Annotated in this window: 15 protein-coding genes; 6 read left to right on the forward strand and 9 right to left on the reverse strand. The window is 68.3% G+C overall.

From position 1 onward, the window contains the following. Positions 1–3 precede the first annotated feature (3 nt). A complete protein-coding gene (locus tag V7787_RS27615) occupies positions 4–1434 on the forward strand; it encodes a TolC family outer membrane protein (RefSeq protein WP_336090526.1) in 1431 nt (476 codons plus the stop codon). Between the two features lie 300 nt (positions 1435–1734). Next, positions 1735–2238 (forward strand): hypothetical protein, encoded by a 504-nt coding sequence (locus V7787_RS27620; protein WP_336090527.1) that lies wholly within the window; start codon positions 1735–1737, stop codon positions 2236–2238. 158 nt (positions 2239–2396) lie between these two features. On the opposite strand, the gene waaA is transcribed toward V7787_RS27620, so the two are convergent. Next, complete coding sequence (gene waaA / locus V7787_RS27625) at positions 2397–3692, reverse strand: lipid IV(A) 3-deoxy-D-manno-octulosonic acid transferase (protein ID WP_336090528.1); 1296 nt, start codon at positions 3690–3692, stop codon at positions 2397–2399. 61 nt (positions 3693–3753) lie between these two features. Here waaA and V7787_RS27630 point away from each other — a divergent pair, with 61 nt between their 5' ends. After that, positions 3754–4056 carry a hypothetical protein gene (locus V7787_RS27630; RefSeq protein ID WP_336090530.1) on the forward strand — a complete coding sequence of 101 codons (303 nt, stop codon included), beginning with the start codon at positions 3754–3756 and terminating at the stop codon, positions 4054–4056. Positions 4057–4065: 9 nt separating this feature from the next. Then, positions 4066–4992, forward strand: coding sequence for an LpxL/LpxP family Kdo(2)-lipid IV(A) lauroyl/palmitoleoyl acyltransferase (gene lpxL, locus V7787_RS27635; protein WP_336090531.1), 927 nt, complete (start codon positions 4066–4068; stop codon positions 4990–4992). A 143-nt stretch (positions 4993–5135) separates the two neighbouring features. On the opposite strand, the gene V7787_RS27640 is transcribed toward lpxL, so the two are convergent. From V7787_RS27640 to V7787_RS27665, 6 genes are all read right to left on the reverse strand, one after another. Then, complete coding sequence (locus V7787_RS27640; protein WP_336090545.1) at positions 5136–6533, reverse strand: O-antigen ligase family protein; 1398 nt, start codon at positions 6531–6533, stop codon at positions 5136–5138. Further along, positions 6502–7650, reverse strand: a complete 1149-nt coding sequence (locus tag V7787_RS27645; protein WP_336090532.1) for a glycosyltransferase family 4 protein — start codon at positions 7648–7650, stop codon at positions 6502–6504. Before V7787_RS27645 ends, V7787_RS27640 begins: the two co-directional genes overlap by 32 nt. Before the next feature lie 10 nt (positions 7651–7660). Beyond that, the gene (locus V7787_RS27650; protein ID WP_336090533.1) at positions 7661–7864 is read right to left on the reverse strand and encodes a zinc-finger domain-containing protein; all 204 of its coding nucleotides are present in this window, start codon (positions 7862–7864) and stop codon (positions 7661–7663) included. A 228-nt stretch (positions 7865–8092) separates the two neighbouring features. Next, on the reverse strand, positions 8093–8806 hold the full coding sequence (locus V7787_RS27655) for a pirin family protein (protein WP_336090535.1): 714 nt from the start codon (positions 8804–8806) through the stop codon (positions 8093–8095). Positions 8807–8815: 9 nt separating this feature from the next. Further along, complete coding sequence (locus tag V7787_RS27660) at positions 8816–9394, reverse strand: YceI family protein (protein WP_336090536.1); 579 nt, start codon at positions 9392–9394, stop codon at positions 8816–8818. A gap of 128 nt (positions 9395–9522) precedes the next feature. Then, positions 9523–10110, reverse strand: a complete 588-nt coding sequence (locus V7787_RS27665; RefSeq protein WP_336090538.1) for a malonic semialdehyde reductase — start codon at positions 10108–10110, stop codon at positions 9523–9525. Between the two features lie 108 nt (positions 10111–10218). Between V7787_RS27665 and V7787_RS27670 the strand changes: the two genes are divergently transcribed. Next, the gene (locus tag V7787_RS27670) at positions 10219–11208 is read left to right on the forward strand and encodes a mitochondrial fission ELM1 family protein (RefSeq protein ID WP_336090540.1); all 990 of its coding nucleotides are present in this window, start codon (positions 10219–10221) and stop codon (positions 11206–11208) included. A gap of 9 nt (positions 11209–11217) precedes the next feature. Here the strand turns inward: V7787_RS27670 and V7787_RS27675 are convergent, their stop codons facing one another. Continuing rightward, positions 11218–11646, reverse strand: coding sequence for an immunity 22 family protein (locus tag V7787_RS27675; RefSeq protein WP_336090542.1), 429 nt, complete (start codon positions 11644–11646; stop codon positions 11218–11220). Positions 11647–11683: 37 nt separating this feature from the next. Next, positions 11684–14533, reverse strand: a complete 2850-nt coding sequence (gene glnE, locus V7787_RS27680; RefSeq protein WP_336090543.1) for a bifunctional [glutamate--ammonia ligase]-adenylyl-L-tyrosine phosphorylase/[glutamate--ammonia-ligase] adenylyltransferase — start codon at positions 14531–14533, stop codon at positions 11684–11686. Between the two features lie 1088 nt (positions 14534–15621). On the opposite strand from glnE, the gene V7787_RS27685 reads away from it, so the two are divergent. Next, positions 15622–17613 (forward strand): multicopper oxidase family protein, encoded by a 1992-nt coding sequence (locus tag V7787_RS27685; protein ID WP_336090544.1) that lies wholly within the window; start codon positions 15622–15624, stop codon positions 17611–17613. The last annotated feature ends 34 nt before the right edge of the window (positions 17614–17647 follow it).

Below are 17647 nucleotides of genomic sequence, written 5' to 3' on the forward strand. Positions count from 1 at the left end.
CGCATGATCCGCCGTCCGCTCGTTCTTGCCCTGGCTCTAACCCTGCTGCCGGCCGCCGCTTCGGCCGAAGACCTGTTGCAGACCTACGAAGCCGCCCGACAGGGCGATCCTCAGCTCTCGGCGGCCCAAGCGAACCGGCAGGTGAGCCAGGAAGACCGCGTCCAGGCGCGCGCGCGCATGCTGCCGTCGCTGACCGGCGAAGCGCGGCTGAACCGGAGCCGCAGCTTCAGCAAAAGCAGCGGCAACGTCGGCAGCGATCCGAACGATCCGACCGCGCGCTTGCCGTTCGGCACCAACATCGAGACCAACAGCACCCAGCGCAACTACTCGATCAACGCCACCCAGATGATCTACAACCGCGCGGTCATCAAGGGCTTCGAAAGCCAGAGCGCGCTCACCGAATCCAGCGACTTCACCCTGGAATCGGCCAGTCAGCAGTTGATCACCCGCACCTCGTCGGCGTATTTCGCGGTGCTGGTCGCGTTGGAGAATCTGGCCGCGGCCGAAGCGGCCGAAACCGCGCTGCAGAAGCAGTTCGACTACGCCTCCAAGCGTCTGGAAGTCGGCCTGGCGCCGATCACCGACGTGCACGAAGCCCGCGCCCAGTACGACGACGCGCGCGCGCGCACCATCACCACCCGCAATCAGGTCGAAGACTCGTATCAGGCGCTGAGCGAAATCACCGGGCAACCGGTGCGCACGCTCAAGGCGCTGCCGGCGGATTTCAAGCCGGCGCTGCCGGAAGCGCAGAACATGGACACCTGGGTCAACAACGCGATCCAGAACAATCCTTCGTTGCGCGCACAGGAACTGACGGTGCGGGCCGCGGAAATCGGCATCGAAACCGCGCGCGCCGGCCACTGGCCGACCCTGACGCTCGGCGCCGGCTACGGCGACTCCGCGTCCTGGGGCGATGCTCGCGTGGGCAGCCTGCCGTCGGAAGACACCCGCAGCTCCGGCAGCCGCGGCCCCAGCATCGGCCTGACCTTGTCGGTGCCGCTGTACTCCGGCGGCGCGGTGCAATCGGGCGTGCGTCAGGCGCTGGCCCGCCGCGATGCCGCGCAGGACGAGTTCGAGCGTCAGAAGCGCCTGCTGGTGCGCAACACCCGCAACGCGTATCAGGTGCTGGTCGCCGGCATCAGCGAAGTCGAAGCGCGGCGTCTGGCGGTGGTCTCGGCGCAGGCCGCGTACGACGCCTCGCAGGTCGGCCTGGAAGTCGGCACCCGCACCGTGCTGGACGTGTTGAACAACCAGCGCACCCTGCTGCAAGCGCAGCAGGCCTACGCCCAGTCCAAGTACAACTTCCTGCAGAACCGTCTGCTGCTGGAGCAGTCGGCCGGCTCGCTCGACGTCGCCGATGTGCAGGACATCAACCGCCTGCTGACCGCCGACGCCGCCACCAATCTGGCGCCGCCGCCGGCTTCGGTGCAGTGATCGGCTAGCCGACATCGGCAATGCGCATCGAAAACCGCCGGCTTGCCCGGCGGTTTTTTTTCGCGCGCGGCGCCCAGACCGATGTCCGCCAGCGCGGTCGCCGATGCGCCGCGGCCCGCATGGCTCAGACTTGTCCGTAAAGCGCGATTTGTTGACCCAGTGATCGATTCGGAGCGCTCACCGGCGCCGACTGCGCCGCGAGACCGAGCAGTGCACGCCTAGCATCCTCGCCGATGCCTGCGGCGCTTACGCCGCAAGCAGACCGTTGAAATATTCCGCTGTACCCACAGGAGTGCATCGATGCGCGCTTCACGTTTTTCCATTATCGCCGCCGCGGCTTTGAGTCTGAGTCTGTCGATCGCGCCCGCAAACGCGGCGACGCAGTACGAGTTGGAGGACACCGGCGCCGGTTATTCGAGCAATGCCGCGGCCCTGGACGCCACCAACAAGTTGCAGGCGCAATGCGCGAAGATCTCGGGACAGGTGGTCCCCAGCAGCGTCCAGGTAGTGTATGTCGAACTGTTAGGACGCATGCCGGGCGGACTCGATGTTTACGGCGCCGCCGTCAAAGGCGTATGCGACGCGCCGCGCGCGTCGATGAGCGAGGCCTACACGGTGTTGGGCAACGGCGCGACCGAATCGGCCGCGCAGACTGCTTCGCGCGATGCGATGAAGGTCATGTGCCAAAGGGATTTCAATGGCATTGTGTACTGGCGCGGCGCCAGCACATGGACCGCTTCGTATTCGGCGTTGTACAAGCAATACGAGGGCAGAACCAAGGCGAATTGCTTGTACGCACGCTGAAACAGGGGGACCTGTGCGCGGCGGACGGCGCCTGCCGTTCGCCGCTGGCCGCGCGCCAGCGAACGCGATTGCCGAACGCGCAGACCGATGCGAATCGCGTCGCCGCGGCTGGACCGGCCGCGCTCATCCGAGCGGCCGATCCACGCGGCTGGTCACCATCAATCCCGCGGTGGCAAGGAGGGCTGCAACAAGGCCATGGTCCGCGCCAACGCGCCGCGGCCCAGCTCCACCAGCGCGCGGCCGGCGTCGATCATCTGCGCACGCTCCAGCGGATCGGCCAACAGGCGCTCGACCGCCGCCTCCACCGCGTCGGCGTCCTGGCCGATGCGCAGCGCGCCGGCGTCTTCCAGCCGCTGCGCGATCTCGACGAAGTTGTGCAGATGCGGGCCGGTGACGATCGGCGTGCCGGTGGCGGCCGGTTCGAGCAGATTGTGCCCGCCGATCGCCTGCAGGCTGCCGCCGACGAAGGCCACGTCGGCGCAGGCGTAGAAGCTCATCAACTCGCCGAGCGTGTCGATCACGAACACGTCGTCGCCCGGCTGCGGCCAGCGCGCGCGCGAACGCGTGGACACTTGCCAGCCGGCGCTGCGCGCGGTTTCGGCGACCACCCGGAAACGCTCGGGATGGCGCGGCGCCCACAACAGCAACAGGCCGGGGAAACGTTCGCGCAGACGCCGGTGCATCGCCACCGTCGCGCCTTCTTCGTCTTCGTGGGTGCTCGCGGCGATCCACACCGGACGCTCGCCGGTGTGGCGATGGCATTCGGCCGCGAACTCTTCCAGGGCATCGGGCACGCTGACGTCGAACTTCAGGTTGCCGGTCTGGATCACCTGGCCCGGATTGGCGCCGAGCTGGACGAAACGCTCGCCGTCGGCGCGCGACTGCGCCGCGACCGCGCGCACCGTGCGCAGCGCGCGGCTGACCAGCGGCGCCAGCGCGCGGTAACCGCGCAAGGAACGCTCCGACAGCCGCGCATTGAGGATATAGGCGGGAATCCCGCGATCGCGGCAGCCGAACAACAGGTTCGGCCACAGCTCGGTTTCCATGATCAACGCCGCGCACGGCTTGTGATGGCGCAGAAACCGGCCGACCGCGCCGGGCAGGTCGTAGGGCAGGTACACATGCTCGACCGAATCGCCCCAGGCCGCGCGCGCGCGGTCCGAGCCGGTCGGGGTGATCGTGGTCACCAGCAGGCGCAGGTCCGGACGGCCGCGGCGCAAGGCGTTCACCAGCGGAATGGCGGCATTGACCTCGCCGACCGAAACCGCGTGCAGCCACAAGGTGCGGGTCTGCGCCGGCCCGCGGTAGATCGCATAGCGCTCCAGCCAGCGCTGGAAATACGCCGGCTGGCGAAAGCCGCGCCAGATCAGGTGATACACCGTGACCGGCGCCAACAGATACAGCGCGACCGAATACAGGCCGCGCAACAAGCGCTCGATCAAATCCTTCCGCATGGCGCCAAGGATAAAGGCTGCGGCGCCGGTTCGGGGTGGAGACGGCGCGAGGAGGGGGCCGATGCGTGGTTCGGCGCGTGCCCGCCGCCGCCATCTGAACGAAAAGTCGGAAGTCAGGCGGATCTTTCAGCCCGTCATTCCGGCGAAAGCCGGAATCCATTTTGCTTTTGCTCCGCATCCAAAACCACAGGAACCAGCAACAGCAACGGCAAAATGGATTCCGGCTTTCGCCGGAATGACGGGGTTGGGGGGCATCGCGCCCTCTGCGCAGAGCATTCCCGCAAGCGCCAGCCACTCCACGTCAACCGCCCCGCAGCCCACGTATCGCAGCCGCCCCACGGGCATTCACCCGCCCAGCGAATAAACTACCGCCATGGCCGAACCCACCCTGCCCCCGCGTCCCTCCCTGCTGTCGCCGCGCCTGTGGCCGATGTGGCTGGCCTTGGCCGGCATGTGCGCCGGCGCGCGCCTGCCCTGGGGGCTGCAACGCTTGCTCGGCGGCTGGATCGGCGTGGTCGCGATGCGCGTGGCCAGCCAGCGTCTGCGCGCGGCGCGGATCAACCTGAAGCTGTGCTTCCCCGAGAAGAGCGAGGCCGAACGCGAAGCGCTGCTGCGCGAGAGCTTCCGCGACCTGGGCATCGGCTTCTTCGAATTCGCCCGCGCCTGGTGGGGCCAGGTCACGCCGATGCGGCGCACGGTGCGGATCGAAGGCCTGGAATTGCTCGATGAGGTGCGCGCGGCCGGACGCGGTGTGCTGATGATCTCCGGCCATTTCATGACCCTGGAAATGTGCGGCCGGCTGATGTGCGATCACCTGCCGCTGGCCGGCATGTACCGCAAGCACCGCAATCCGGTGATGGAGTGGGCGGTCAAACACGGCCGCATGCGTTACGCCCGCGCCATGTTCACCAACGAGGAAATCCGTCCGGCGATGCGCCACCTCAAGCAGGGCGGGTTCCTGTGGTACGCGCCGGATCAGGACATGCGCGGCAAGGACACGGTGTTCGCGCCGTTCTTCGGCGTGCCCGCGGCGACGATCACCGCGACCCACCAATTCGCCCGCCTCAGCGGCTGCGCGGTGGTGCCGTTCTTCCATCGCCGCGAAGGCGCCGACTACATCCTGCGCATCGGCGCGCCGCTGGCCGAGTTTCCGTCCGACGACGCCACCGCCGACAGCGCCCGGGTCAATGCGCAGATCGAGAACATGGTGCGCGAGGCGCCGACCCAATACCTGTGGATCCACCGCCGCTTCAAGCGCCGCCCGCCGGGCCTGCTGTCGCCGTACAAGCAACAGCCCTGACGCCACCAAAGCCGCAATCGCGCCCTGTAGGAGCGGCGCGAGCCGCGACCGCGACACAACATCTACGACGCAGGCGGAATCCCAAGCCGCAAATTCAAGCTTGCGGCGTAAGCGAAGTTTCGCAGTCGCGGCTCGCGCCGCTCCTACAGGGAGCTACTGCGAGTTTCGTTATCGGACGGCGGCTGCGCCAGCAAACTGCCCGCGTACAACGCCGCCAGCAGCAAGGTCAGCCCGCCCCAGAAGGTCGAGTAGAAGGCCAGGTGGGTGTTGAACGGAAACACCGTCACCACCAAAGCCAACATCGCCGGCCGCGCGCGCTCGCGCGCGACGGCGTCGGCGAACACCCACGCGCGCCAGGCCAAGGCCGCGCCGGCCAGCCACATCAGCAGGCCGAACGCACCGGTTTCGCTGAGCACTTCCAGCAGCAGTTGATGCGCGTGCAAGGCCGGCCCCTCGCCCCAGGACGTGGTCACGCCCGGTTGCGGATCGCAGGCGGGAAAGGCCTCGCGGAAACCGCGCGCGCCCACGCCGTTGAGCGGATGCTCGCCGACCATGCAGATCGCCGCGCGCCAGATCCGGGTGCGCCCCGACAAGGCGGTGTCCACGCCGGCCAGATCGGCGCTGACGAACTGGGCGGTGCGGACCAGACGGTCGTGCACCTGAGTCGAGGTCAGATTCAACACCATCAACGCCACCAGACCGGTGGCGAACAACAGCAGCAGCCGTTTGACCCCGAGCAAGCGCCAACCCGAGAACAACAGCACCAGGGCGAAGGTGATCCACGAAGCGCGCGAACCGGCCAACACCACCACGATGCCGACCGCCGCGGTCGCCGCCAGCCAACCGGCGATGCCGTAACGCCGCGCCGCCGCATACAGCACGAACGGCGAGAAACTCGCGATCACCTGGCCGAGCTTGAGATTGCACGGCCCCAGAATGCCGCCGAGCCGGTCGACCATCGCCATCTCGGCCGCGCTGCACATGCCGTGATCGCTGATCGAATGCTTGAGCGCATCGATGGCGAAGAACAACGGACTGGTGCCGCTGATGCCTTGCAACAGCGCGTCCACCGTCCACACCGACAAGATGATCGCCAACCCGCCGAAGGTGGTGCGGCGCCCGCGCGCGGAGGCGACCGCGGCCGCGACCAGCCACAGGAACGGCAGATAGCGCAGATCCACCGCGGCTTCGCGCAGGGCGCGGCCCGGATCGACCGCATCGATCGCCGACACCAACTCCGGCAACCAATAAGCGGCGAACAACGCGCTGGTCAGCGCCCAGGCCGGATCGCTGAGCAGGCGCGCGCCGGTGTTGTAGCGCTGCAGCACCAGCTTCACCAGCATGGTCACCGCGCCCAGGCTGAGCACCGCTTCGGCCACGCCCGGCGCGAACAACAGGCCGACATAGGCCAGCACCCACACCGGCGCCCAGCGCCAGCCGACGATGTCCGGCGGCCGCGACGGCGCGCGCGGGCTTTCGCCGGCCAGCGGCGCATCCGCGGCCGCGGCGCTAGTTTGAGGTGACGTCGAGGAGTTCGGCATAGACGGCAAGCGTGGCCTCCTGCATCGCTCGCAGGGAAAAACCCATCGTATCCACTGCCGGCGCGGCTTGCGTTAGCAATTCGCAAGCTGCGCTGTGCGCGGCCTGCGCATCGAACGGCGCGACCGCGCCGCCCGGCAGCAGTTGCGCCAACAGCTCGCCGACGCCGCCGTGATTCCAGCCCAGCACCGGCCGCCCGCAGGCCAGCGCTTCGACCACGGTGCGGCCGAACGCTTCAGGCTTGCGCGACAGTTGCAGGACCAGATCGCAGGCCGCGTAAGCGCGGGCGATCGCATCGGTCGGCGCGGTAAAGGCCACCGCATCGGCGACCCCGAGTTGTTGCGCCAGTTGTTCCATCTCGCCGATATACGCCTCGCGTCCGGCCTCGCGCGCGCCGGGCAACCACAGCCGCGCATCGCGGCCGCCGGCGCGCAGATCGGCCAGCAATTGCAGCCCGTCGGCGTGGCCCTTCAAGCGCGTGCCGCGGCCGGGCAACAACAACAACGGGCCGTCTCCGCCCAAGGCCGGATGCGACGCCGCCGCCCACGCCCGCGCCTGCGGGTCGGGCCAGGGCGCGCGCGGGAATGCCGCGGGGTCGATCCCGCGCGGAATGATCCGCAGCTTGTCCGCTTCGGTGTCGGGATAATGTTGGAGCACGTAATCGCGCACGGTGCGCGACACGCAGATCACCCGCTCGCCGCGGGTCATCACCGCGCTGTAGCGCGAGGGCGAATTCAGACCGTGCACGGTGGTGACCCAGCGCGGCCGGGTGGCTTCGTTCATGCCGCGCCAGGCCAGCAGGCCGACCCAGGCCGGCAAGCGCGAACGCGCGTGGACCAGATCCACGCCCTGCTCGGCCCACAGCCGGCGCAGCGCGAACGCATGCAACAAGGTCGAAGGCGATTTACGCCCGAGCGGCAGCACGATGTGTTCGGCGCCGCTGGCCAACAGTTGCGGCACCAGACGGCCGCCGGCGGAGACCACGATCGCGCGATGGCCGGCGCGCACCAGCGCGTCGGCGACTTCCAGGGTGGAGCGCTCCACGCCGCCGGACTCCAGCGCCGGCAGCAGCTGCATCACGGTCAGCCGGCGCGAGGGGGTCGGCTGCGGCGATGCCATGGCGAACGGATCAGTCGTCGACCAGGGTGAAATGCGCGCCGCAGTACGGGCACAGGCATTCGCGCTCGGCCTCGATCGGCAGGTACACGCGCGGATGCGAGTTCCACAGCGCCATCGACGGCAGCGGGCAGCTCAACGGCAGCTCGGCGCGGGTCACGGTGTAGCGCTGATCGGCGTTGGCCTGGGTGGGATGGGCGTTGGCTGCGGTGGTCATGGGGACGACGGGTGGCGACGCGGGGGTGGCAGTTTAGCAGCGCTCGGGGGTGGGTCGGGCGAAAAGAGCAAATCCCCCCTAGCCCCCCTTTTTCAAAGGGGGGGAACGGTTGCGCGGTGATCGGGGGAGATCGCATCGAAACCGATGCCCTCAAGCCCCCGGCCCCAGCCGAAGCATTCCCCCCTTTGAAAAAGGGGGGCTAGGGGGGATTTGCTGTTGCTGTTGCGGTCAACCCACAACCGGCAAATCGAACCACAGCACATCCGCAACCGAATCGCCCGAACCCGTCAACAGCAACTCCCCGGACTCATCAGCGAAACCCAGCGCATCGCCGGCTTGCAAAACCCGCCCGTTCGCCTCGATCCGCCCTTGCGCGACCTGCAACCAATACATCCGCCCAGACTCCAGCGAACGCCGCGCCTGTGTGCCTTGAGCCAAGCCCAGCGAATACAACTTCACATCCTGCCGGATCGGCACCCCACCCTCCACGCCATCGCGCGAGGCGCGCAAGACGAACTCGCCATCCTTCGCCTCCACCGCCGCGGGCTGCGCGTACGCCGGCTGCGCATTGAGCCGGTCGGGCTGCACCCAGATCTGCAGAAAATGCACCGGCTCGGTCTTGGACGCGTTGAACTCGCTGTGCTCCACGCCGTGACCGGCGCTCATCCACTGCAGCTCGCCGGGGCGGATGGTGCCGCCCCCGCCGGTGCTGTCCTGGTGCGCCAATCCGCCGCTGAGCACGTAGCTCAGGATTTCCATGTTGGCATGGCGATGCGGCGCGAAGCCCGCGCCGGGATCGACGCGGTCTTCGTTGATCACGCGCAAACAGCCGAAGCCCATCCACGCCGGGTCGTAATAGCTGCCGAAGGAAAACGTGTGGCGGCTGTCGAGCCAACCCGCGCGCACTCGGCCGCGGGCATCGGATAGGCGTTCGATAATCATCGCGTCAGTTTACTGCTTCGGCACGATCGCTTCGGTGGTGATGCGGATCTTGATCTCGTCGCTGACGTTGGGCACGTACTTGCCGATGCCGAAATCGCTGCGCTTGAGCGTGGTGGTGGCGTCGAAACCGGCGGCGGCGCGCTTGGCCATCGGCTGCTCGCCGACCTTGTTGATGTTCACGTCCAGCACCGTCGACTTGGTCACCCCGTGCACGGTCAGATCGCCGGTCACCTTGAGCTTCTTCTCGCCGGCCGCTTCGACCTTGGTGCTCTTGAAGGTGATGTTGGGGAACTTGGCCGCGTCGAAGAAATCCGCGCTCTTCAGGTGCTCATCGAAATCGCCCACGTGCGAATCCAGGCCGTCCAGCGGAATGGTCACCTCGACCTTGGACGCGGCCGGCTTGGCCGGATCGTAGGTGATGCTGCCGTCGACCTTGCCGAAATGCGCGATCGGGTTGGAGAAGCCGAAGTGGCTCCAGCTGGCGATCACGTCGGTGTGGTTGGGGTCGATCTTGTAGGTCAGCGGAGCGGCGACGGCGGTGCCGGCGAAAGCCAGACCCAGGGCGGCGGCGAGCAGGATGCGCTTCATGGTGGGACTCCTGGTAGAGGTCGATCGGTGGGAAATACGGGCAGGGGAAAAGCAACGCGAAACCACTATGGCGCGACCGGCGCGGACGGCGATCGGCCCGCGCCCGGAATCGTGCCGGCGCGCACGCATCACTCGATGCGCGCGGCCTCGTCGAACGGCAGGCGCGGCGAGCGCGGGAACAACTGGGCGTGATCGCCGGCGCCGAGGTTGATCAGGAAGTTGGACTTGATCTTGGTGCCGGCGAAGAAGGCCTCATCGACCTTGGCGTTGTCGAAGCCCGACATCGCCCCCGAGTCCAGGCCCAGCGCGCGCGCGGCCAGGATCAGGTAGGCGCCCTGCAGGCTGCCGTTGCGGAAGGCGGTGGTGTTGATCGCCGCGTCGTTGCCGGCGAACCAGCTGCGCGCGTCGTCGTGCGGGAACAGGTACGGCAGCTTTTCGTAGAACTCCAGGTCGTGGCCGACGATCACCGTGACCGGCGCGGCCAGGGTCTTGGCCAGATTGCCTTCCGACAGGGCCGGGCGCAGCTTCTCCTTGGCGTCCTTGGACTTCACGAACACGAACCGCGCCGGCGAGCCGTTGGCGCTGGTCGGGCCCCACTTCACCAGCTCGTACAGCTGACGCAGCGTCTCATCGCTGATCTCGCCGCCCAGGACGTTGTGAGTGCGGGCGGTGCGGAACAGCTGATCGAGGGCTTCGTCGTTCAGGGCCTTGGACATCGTCTTCTCCGTGGGGCTGCCAAGCTTGGCAAGGTGGTCGGGAGACGGAAGTGTAGAGTCTCGCTGCGACCGCAAAACCGACACTTCCGGAACGGATTACCCACACCCGTGCAACGAAACGGCCTTTCTGCCAAGACTGACTCCATTGCTGCAACTTGGCTACTGACCGACGGCCACGCCGGAAATCAGCGCCAGACCAGCGCCCTGGCCCTGGCCCTGGCCCTGGGCCGGCCGGCGACCGATTGGGTGCTCAGCCCGCGCGCGCCCTGGCGCTGGGCCGCTCCGCGCAAGCTGCCCGGTTCGCTCAACGCCTTCGGCGCGGATTTCGTGACCGCGATGCGGCTCAGGCCGAAGTTGGCGATCGGCTGCGGCCGCCAGGCCGCGCTGGCGACCCGCTTGCTGCGCGGCGAGGGCTGTCAGGCCGTGCAGATCCTCAACCCGCGCATCGCCACCGGCCATTGGGACTTGGTGATCGCGCCCGAGCACGACGGCCTCAGCGGCGCCAACGTGATCAGCCTGCTCGGCAGCCTGCACCCGGTCGACGACCTGTGGCTGGCCGGCGCGCGCAAGGCTTTCCCCGCGTTCGGCGCCCTGCCCGGGCCGCGCACGGCCTTGCTGCTGGGCGGCTCCAGCGCGCACGCCGATTTCGATCGGGCTGCCTTCGACGGTTTGGCCGAGCGGCTGCAAGTTCTATTGGAACGCGAAGGCGGCAGCCTGCTGGCGACCACCTCGCGGCGCACCCCGGTCGCGATCCGCGCGCGCTTGCGCGAACGCCTGGCGCGGCTGCCGCGGGTGTCGTGGTACGAACCGGGCGAAGGCACCAACCCCTACCCGGGCCTGCTCGGCTGGGCCGACCGCATCGTCTGCACCGCCGACTCGGTCAACATGCTGTCGGAAGCCGCCGCCACCCGCGTGCCGGTGTTCGTGTTCGGCAGCGAGCGGGTCGACGGCCGGCCGCGCCGTTTCGTCGACAGCCTGCTCGGCCTGGGCCGCGCGCGCGCGTTCGATGAGCAATTGCTGCCGTACCCGGTGACGCCGCTGCGCGAAACCGCGCGGGTGGCGCAGGAAGTCAGGCAGCGCCTGCGGCTGGCCGATTGAAGCCGACGGCTAGGGACTGTCGAAGGTGCCGATGAAACGCAGCTCGTTATACAGCTGCCCGGGCCGATCTTCTTCGAACGTGCAGTTGCAGTAGTAGTACAAGGCATTGCCTTCGGTGATGCCGAGTTCGTGGCAGCGCGCGACGACGCGAGCGACACCCTCTCTGTCGACGTCGACTTCCTCCGCCAGTTCCTCGACCGGAACGATCTTGCGGCCGGCCGTTACGTAGGCGACGAACCAATCGGAGTCGATGAAGTTGCTGCCGAAATCGCGATGCGCCGGGCAGCCCGAGTCCGGGTCTTCCATGCCCTCGGTGTATCGATTGAACTCCTCGAATGTCCGGGTGGAGGTTCCCATCCAGACCGACACCTTGCCTCGGGTCGCCTCGTCGATCATCGCGATTCGCCTCCGATTGGCTTCGGTGGCGAACTCCGGCAACAGCACGACTGCCTTGCCACGGCCGATGCCCGAGCGATCACTGCGCCGGTCTCAAGCCATGTTCGCGCATCGCCGCACCGATCGCCGCGCGCGCGGCGGCGATCGCATCGGTTTCCACCACCCGCCGTGGGCGGCGGTCCAGAGTGCATTCCAAACCCGCGGCTAACAGCGTCGCGTGCGCCTGGAGCAAATCGCGCGCTTGATCCGCGGACAAGGACCCGGCGGCCAACGCCGCGTCGATCAGGCCCGGCGTATCGCGCGGGACCAGCAAGGCCGGCACCCGCGCCGAATCGCGCAGCACCAGGTATTGCAGCAGGAATTCCAGATCGACCAAGCCGCCCTCGCCTTGCTTGAGGTCGAAGTAGGCCGCGTCGCTGCGGTCGAGTTCGGCCTGCATGCGCGCGCGCATCGCGGCGACGTCGCCGCGCAGTTTGTCGCCGTCGCGCGCGCGGGTCAGGGTGCGGGCGCGCACGTCTTCGAAACGTTCGCGCAGTTCGGCGTCGCCGGCGACGAAACGCGCGCGCACCAGCGCCTGATGCTCCCAGGTCCAGGCGCGTTCGTACTGGTACTCGCTGAAGCTGGCCAGCGACGACACCAGCAAGCCCTTGGCGCCGTCCGGCCGCAGCCGCACGTCGACATCGAACAAACGCCCCGCCGCGGTCACCGCGCCGAGCAAGGCGACGATCTTCTGCGCAAGACGCGCGAACCAGCGCGGCGCGTCCAACGAGCGCGCGCCGTCGGAACTCGCCCCGCCTTCCACCGCCGGCGCGTCGTACAAGAACACCAGATCCAGATCCGAACCGAAGCCCAGCTCCTCGCCACCGAGGCTGCCGTAACCCAGCACCGCGAAACGCGCGCCCGGCACCCGGCCGTGCGCGGCGGCGACGTCCTGTTCGGCCATCGCCAACACCCGCATCGCCACGCCGTCGGCCAGCCACGCCAGTTGCCGGGCGCTGTCCTCGGCCGATTGGCGGCCGTCGCGCAACGCCATCGCGATGCGGAAACTCAGCGATTGCCGCACTTCGTTGAGCGCCTGCAGGCTGGCTTCGGTGTCGTCGCCGCCGTCGACTTCGGCGCAGGCGGCCTGCAATTCCTCGCGGCCCGGCAGCGGCCCGACCACCCGCGCATCCAGCAATTCATCCAGCAGCAACGGATGCGAGGCCAGCCGTTCGGCCAACAACGCACTGCGCGAAACCGCTTCGACCAGCCGCGACAACGCCGCCGGCTGTTCGTCGAGCAGCGCCAGATACGCGCTACGCCGCAGCACGTTGTGCAGCAGCGCGAGCAAACGCTTGAGCGCCAGCATCGGCTGCGAGGACGCCGCCGCGCCTTGCAGCAAGGCCGGCAGCACCCGATCCAGGCGCGCGCGCACCGCATCGGACAGCGCACGCACGCCGGGGCTGCGGGCGAAATCGCGCAGCGCCGCGTCGGCATCGGCGGCGGCCTCGAAGCCGGCGTCGGCCAGGGTATCGACCTCGCCGGATTCGGGCAGCGCGCGCCAATACGCGGTCAGCGCATCGGGCGCGGCGCGGCGTCGGCGCGGCGCCAGCAAGGCATCGAATTCGGCGGTGACGCGTTCGCGGCGCTGTTCCAGTTCGCTCAGCAGGTGCGGCCAATCGGCGTAGCCCAAGCCGATGGCGATGCGCGCGCGCTCGCTGTCGCCGCCGGGCAAGGCGTGGGTCTGCGCGTCGCGCAGCATCTGCAGGCGGTTCTCCAGCCGGCGCAGAAAGCGGTAGTCGTCGGCCAACGCCGCGCCGGCGTCTTCGCCGATCTGACGCTGCGCCACCAGTTCGCGCAGCGCCGGCAGCAAACGCCGGCCGCGCAGTTCGGCCTCGCGGCCGCCGCGGATCAGTTGCAACGCCTGAACCAGAAACTCGATCTCGCGGATGCCGCCCGGCCCGCGTTTGATGTCGTCGGCCAGTTCCTTGCGCGCGACCTCGGCGCTGATCGCCGCCTTCATCGCGCGCAAGCCATCGAGCGCGCCGAAATCCAGATAACGCCGGTAGACGAACGGCCGCAGCGCCTGCAGGAAACGCTCGCCCGCGTCGATGTCGCCGGCCACCGGCCGCGCCTTCTGCCAGGCGTAGCGCTCCCAGTCGCGGCCTTCGCGCTGGAAATACTGCTCCATCGCCGCGAACGACCACGCCGCCCGGCCGGCGTTGCCGTACGGGCGCAGGCGCAGATCGACGCGATGGCAAAAACCTTCCGCGGTGAGTTCGTCGAGCAGGCGCGCGAGTTGCTGGCCGAGCTTGGCGAAATACGCCTCCGCGTCGAGCGCGCGGGCCGCGTCGCGGCCGTCGAATTCGGTGCTGCCGTCGTACTCGTAGGCGTAGACCAGGTCCACGTCGGAACTGAAATTGAGCTCGGCGCCGCCGAGCTTGCCCAGGCCGAACACCACCAGCCGCACCCGTTCGCCTTCGCGCGTGCGCACCGCGCCGTGACGGCGCTCGAATTCGTCTTCCAATGCATGCAGCGCGGTCTGCAGGCAGATCTCGGCCAGCCGGGTGCTGCCTTCCAGGGTGTCCTCGACGCTGTCCAGACCGAGCACGTCGCGCCAGATCAGCCGGGTCGAACCGGCGCTGCGGTAGCGGCGCAAGCGCGTACCCCACTCGCTGCGCTGATCGGCCTCCAGCGACGGCGGCGGCAACGGCGTAGCGCCATCGTCGGCGGCGAGCGCGAGCAGCACCTCGGGCTGGCGCACCAGGGTATCGATGGCGAAATCGCTGACCCAGGCGATGCGGGCGACTTTCGCCGCCAGCGCCGCGTCGTCGAGCGCGGCATTGGCTTGCGGCGACGCGGCGCGCAGCCGGGCGATGGCGCGTTCGGCGAATGCGGAATCCGCGGCGTCGCGGTCGGCGGGCAGGGGCGAGGATGCGGATACGGACATGCGTGGATGATCGCATGCCGTCGCGACGCGGCTGCGCGCGGCGATTACGGCGCAACGAGCTGACGCGGCTTGCGCCGTTGCCGCTTTGTCGCGGCCACGGCGCGAGCCGCGACCACGACACCACAACCACGACGAACGCCCAACGCAGCCGGAAAACCCACACCGCTCGCGCTCGAACCCACCCCGCCCGCGACCCACCCGACACTCAAAAGACAGGCAAAAATCGCGGGCAATAAAAAAGCCCGCTTCCGGTAGAACCGGTAGCGGGCTTTGCTCCCTCCCCCACGTCGGGATGCGGGGCGATCGTGAAGGAACCGTTATCCCCTTTGCACGCTGCACTGCAAAACAGAACTTGTCGGTTCATTTGAAACGCTCGCACGGGTCACCCCCGACTGCTGCCCAAAGCCAATAACGCCAAGGCTGTTACCGATGCCATCGAAATCGCCGTTGTGACCTCGCGCGATCCCCGGCGGCGACCTTCGACAAAACTGAATAGGGAAAGCCGATCGCCATTTGCGCCAAAACGCGAAGTCGACTTGGCAGCCGTGCGGGAAGCCAATCCAGATCGGGGCCGCAGCTCCGACCGGGGTGGTCACGGCCGCCGGCGCCTGCCCGCCCCCATTGCCGACCGCACCCGGAGACGGCCCACGTAAACGGCCGGTCGATGCCAAGTCCACCGCCGCATCGCCTCACGGCGACGCCCGCGGCCGCGAGCACGCCGATGCGCGCCTCGCCGTTCGCCTCTGGCCTGAGGCCGCGGCTTTCACCGTTGTTCAAGCGAGCGCGCCGCCGCGACACGCGCGACGACGTTCTAAGTACCGCTCCGACAGCACGAGCAAACGCGACCGCGTTCCGGATGGGCGAGCGCGCAACACCGTGCCGATGGATCGCGACGCATGCAGCACCGTCCGAACGGCCGACCCGCAGATCGCTGCGGACACCGGCCGCGAACGACGCGCAACAGGGGCCACGACGCATTCCGCAACAACGCAGCCGCAAACGGCGGCGCGTCGGCCGACGCGCGCGCCGCGTGCAGCCGATCCTCAGTGCCGTTCCCGCACTTCACTTCATTCCATCAGGAGCCCAGCATGGAACGCCTACCCCGCAAATCCGCCGCACGCACGCCGTTCGCGCTGACCGCCGCCGTGTGTGCGTTCGCCCTCGCGCCGGTGGCCGCGCCGGCCCAGGACGCCGCGCCCAAATCCGCGCTGCGCGCGCTGCAGCAACCGGTGCTGGCGCGCATGCTGCGCTCCGACGACGACGCCAAGCCGTTGATCGCGCTCACCGCCGAAGGCGCCGAACCGCTGAACACCCACGAGGCCACCCTCGACCTGCGCATCGCGATGACCACCTCGCGCATCTGGAACCCGCGCGAGAAGCGCTACGACCAAGTGCGGCTGCGCTCCTATCAAAGCCCAGGCACCAACCCCGAAGTGCCCTTCGTCGCGCCGACCATCGTCACCGCGCCCGGCGAAACCGTGCGCATCCGCCTGGACAACCGGCTCGACCCGGAACCCGACTGCCACCCCAAGAACATCAACATCCCGCACTGCTTCAACTCCACCAACCTGCACTCGCACGGACTGTGGGTCAGCCCCACCGGCAACAGCGACAACGTGCTGATCACGCTCAAGCCCGGGGTGAAGTTCGAATACGAATACAACCTGCCCGCCGACCACCCGGCCGGCACGTTCTGGTATCACCCGCATCTGCACGGCTCCACCGCCTTGCAGGTGTCCAGCGGCATGGCCGGCGCGCTGCTGGTGCGCGGCGAACGCCTGCCCGCGCCCGGCCGCACCGGCGACATCGACACGCTGCTGCGCAACCCCGGCAACGTGCCGATCCCCGAACGCGTGCTGCTGTTCCAGCAAGTCGCCTACGCCTGCCGCAACGCCGACAAGCAGATCAAGGTCGAAAAGAACAAGGAAGGCGAAACCGTCGCCTGGGTGTGCGATCCCAACGACACCGGCGGCATCGACGGTTACGACCAGTTCGGTTTCGCCCCGGGCGCCAAGGTCGATACCTGGGTCCAGTCCGGCCGCCACACCAGCATCAACGGCAACGTGTTGCCGACCTTCGACGGCCTGGTCGCCGGCCGGATCGAACGCTGGCGCCTGCTGCACGCCGGCGTGCGCGACACCATCAGCCTGCAGTTGCGCGAACTGCGCGCCAACGCGCCGGGCATCGAAGGCCTGTCCGACGAGGCGCTGGACAACTGGGTCGGCAAGAACTGCACTGGCCCCGCGCTGATGCAGTACGAAATCGCTTCCGACGGACTGACCCACGCGCAAGCGATCGGCAAGGATCAGAACATCCTGCAACCCGGTTACCGCAGCGATGTCGCGATGGTGTTCCCCAAGGCCGGCAAATACTGCGTGATCGACGCCGCCGCGCCGGCCAGCGCCAGCATCAGCAACGCCGCCGAAGACCGCCAGTTGCTCGGCATCGCCGACGTCGCCGCCGGCAGCATCGCGCCGATCGCCGACGTGCGCGCGTTCCTGATCCAAAGCCTGGGCAACGCCGCGCAAGCGTTCATGCCGCCCGAGGTCCGCACCAAGGTCATCGCCGACCTGCGCAACGGCCTGCGTCTGGATTCGTTCGTACCGCATCCGACCATCGCCGACAGCGACCTCACCGGCAAGCAGACCCTGGAGTTCAACATCGACGGCAGCCGCTTCATGGTCGACGGCGCGCCCTACGGCGAAGGCAAGACCCGCGATCTGATCCTGGGCAACGTCGAAGAATGGGAGCTCACCTCCAAGCGCGGCGGCCACCCGTTCCACATCCACGTCAACCCGTTCCAGATCTCGCGCATCCTCAATCCGCAGGGCGTGGACGTCAGCGTCACCGGCGACAAGGACGATCCGGAATACGCCAATCTGAAGGGCACCTGGAAAGACACGCTGTTCGTCAAGGCCGGCTACAAGCTGTACGTGCGCAGCCGCTACCAGCGCTACATCGGCGAGTACGTTCTGCATTGCCACATCCTCGAACACGAGGACCAGGGCATGATGCAGAACGTGCGCATGCTGGTGCCCGACGGCAAGGGCGGCGGGATTTCCACCAGCGCTCATCATTGAGTTCGGTGGCACGGCCGTGACGGCAGTTGCGACG

It is taken from the genome of Pseudomonas sp. CGJS7, assembly GCF_036961695.1.

Excerpts from the sequence above, each read along its gene's own strand:
- V7787_RS27645 (WP_336090532.1), bottom strand. The coding sequence starts at position 7,650 with ATGGCATCGCCGCAGCCGACCCCCTCGCGCCGGCTGACCGTGATGCAG.
- waaA (WP_336090528.1), bottom strand. The coding sequence starts at position 3,692 with ATGCGGAAGGATTTGATCGAGCGCTTGTTGCGCGGCCTGTATTCGGTC.
- V7787_RS27650 (WP_336090533.1), bottom strand. The coding sequence starts at position 7,864 with ATGACCACCGCAGCCAACGCCCATCCCACCCAGGCCAACGCCGATCAG.
- V7787_RS27630 (WP_336090530.1), top strand. The coding sequence starts at position 3,754 with ATGCGTGGTTCGGCGCGTGCCCGCCGCCGCCATCTGAACGAAAAGTCG.
- V7787_RS27620 (WP_336090527.1), top strand. The coding sequence starts at position 1,735 with ATGCGCGCTTCACGTTTTTCCATTATCGCCGCCGCGGCTTTGAGTCTG.
- V7787_RS27640 (WP_336090545.1), bottom strand. The coding sequence starts at position 6,533 with ATGCCGAACTCCTCGACGTCACCTCAAACTAGCGCCGCGGCCGCGGAT.
- V7787_RS27655 (WP_336090535.1), bottom strand. The coding sequence starts at position 8,806 with ATGATTATCGAACGCCTATCCGATGCCCGCGGCCGAGTGCGCGCGGGT.
- V7787_RS27660 (WP_336090536.1), bottom strand. The coding sequence starts at position 9,394 with ATGAAGCGCATCCTGCTCGCCGCCGCCCTGGGTCTGGCTTTCGCCGGC.
- lpxL (WP_336090531.1), top strand. The coding sequence starts at position 4,066 with ATGGCCGAACCCACCCTGCCCCCGCGTCCCTCCCTGCTGTCGCCGCGC.
- V7787_RS27615 (WP_336090526.1), top strand. The coding sequence starts at position 4 with ATGATCCGCCGTCCGCTCGTTCTTGCCCTGGCTCTAACCCTGCTGCCG.
- glnE (WP_336090543.1), bottom strand. The coding sequence starts at position 14,533 with ATGTCCGTATCCGCATCCTCGCCCCTGCCCGCCGACCGCGACGCCGCG.
- V7787_RS27685 (WP_336090544.1), top strand. The coding sequence starts at position 15,622 with ATGGAACGCCTACCCCGCAAATCCGCCGCACGCACGCCGTTCGCGCTG.
- V7787_RS27665 (WP_336090538.1), bottom strand. The coding sequence starts at position 10,110 with ATGTCCAAGGCCCTGAACGACGAAGCCCTCGATCAGCTGTTCCGCACC.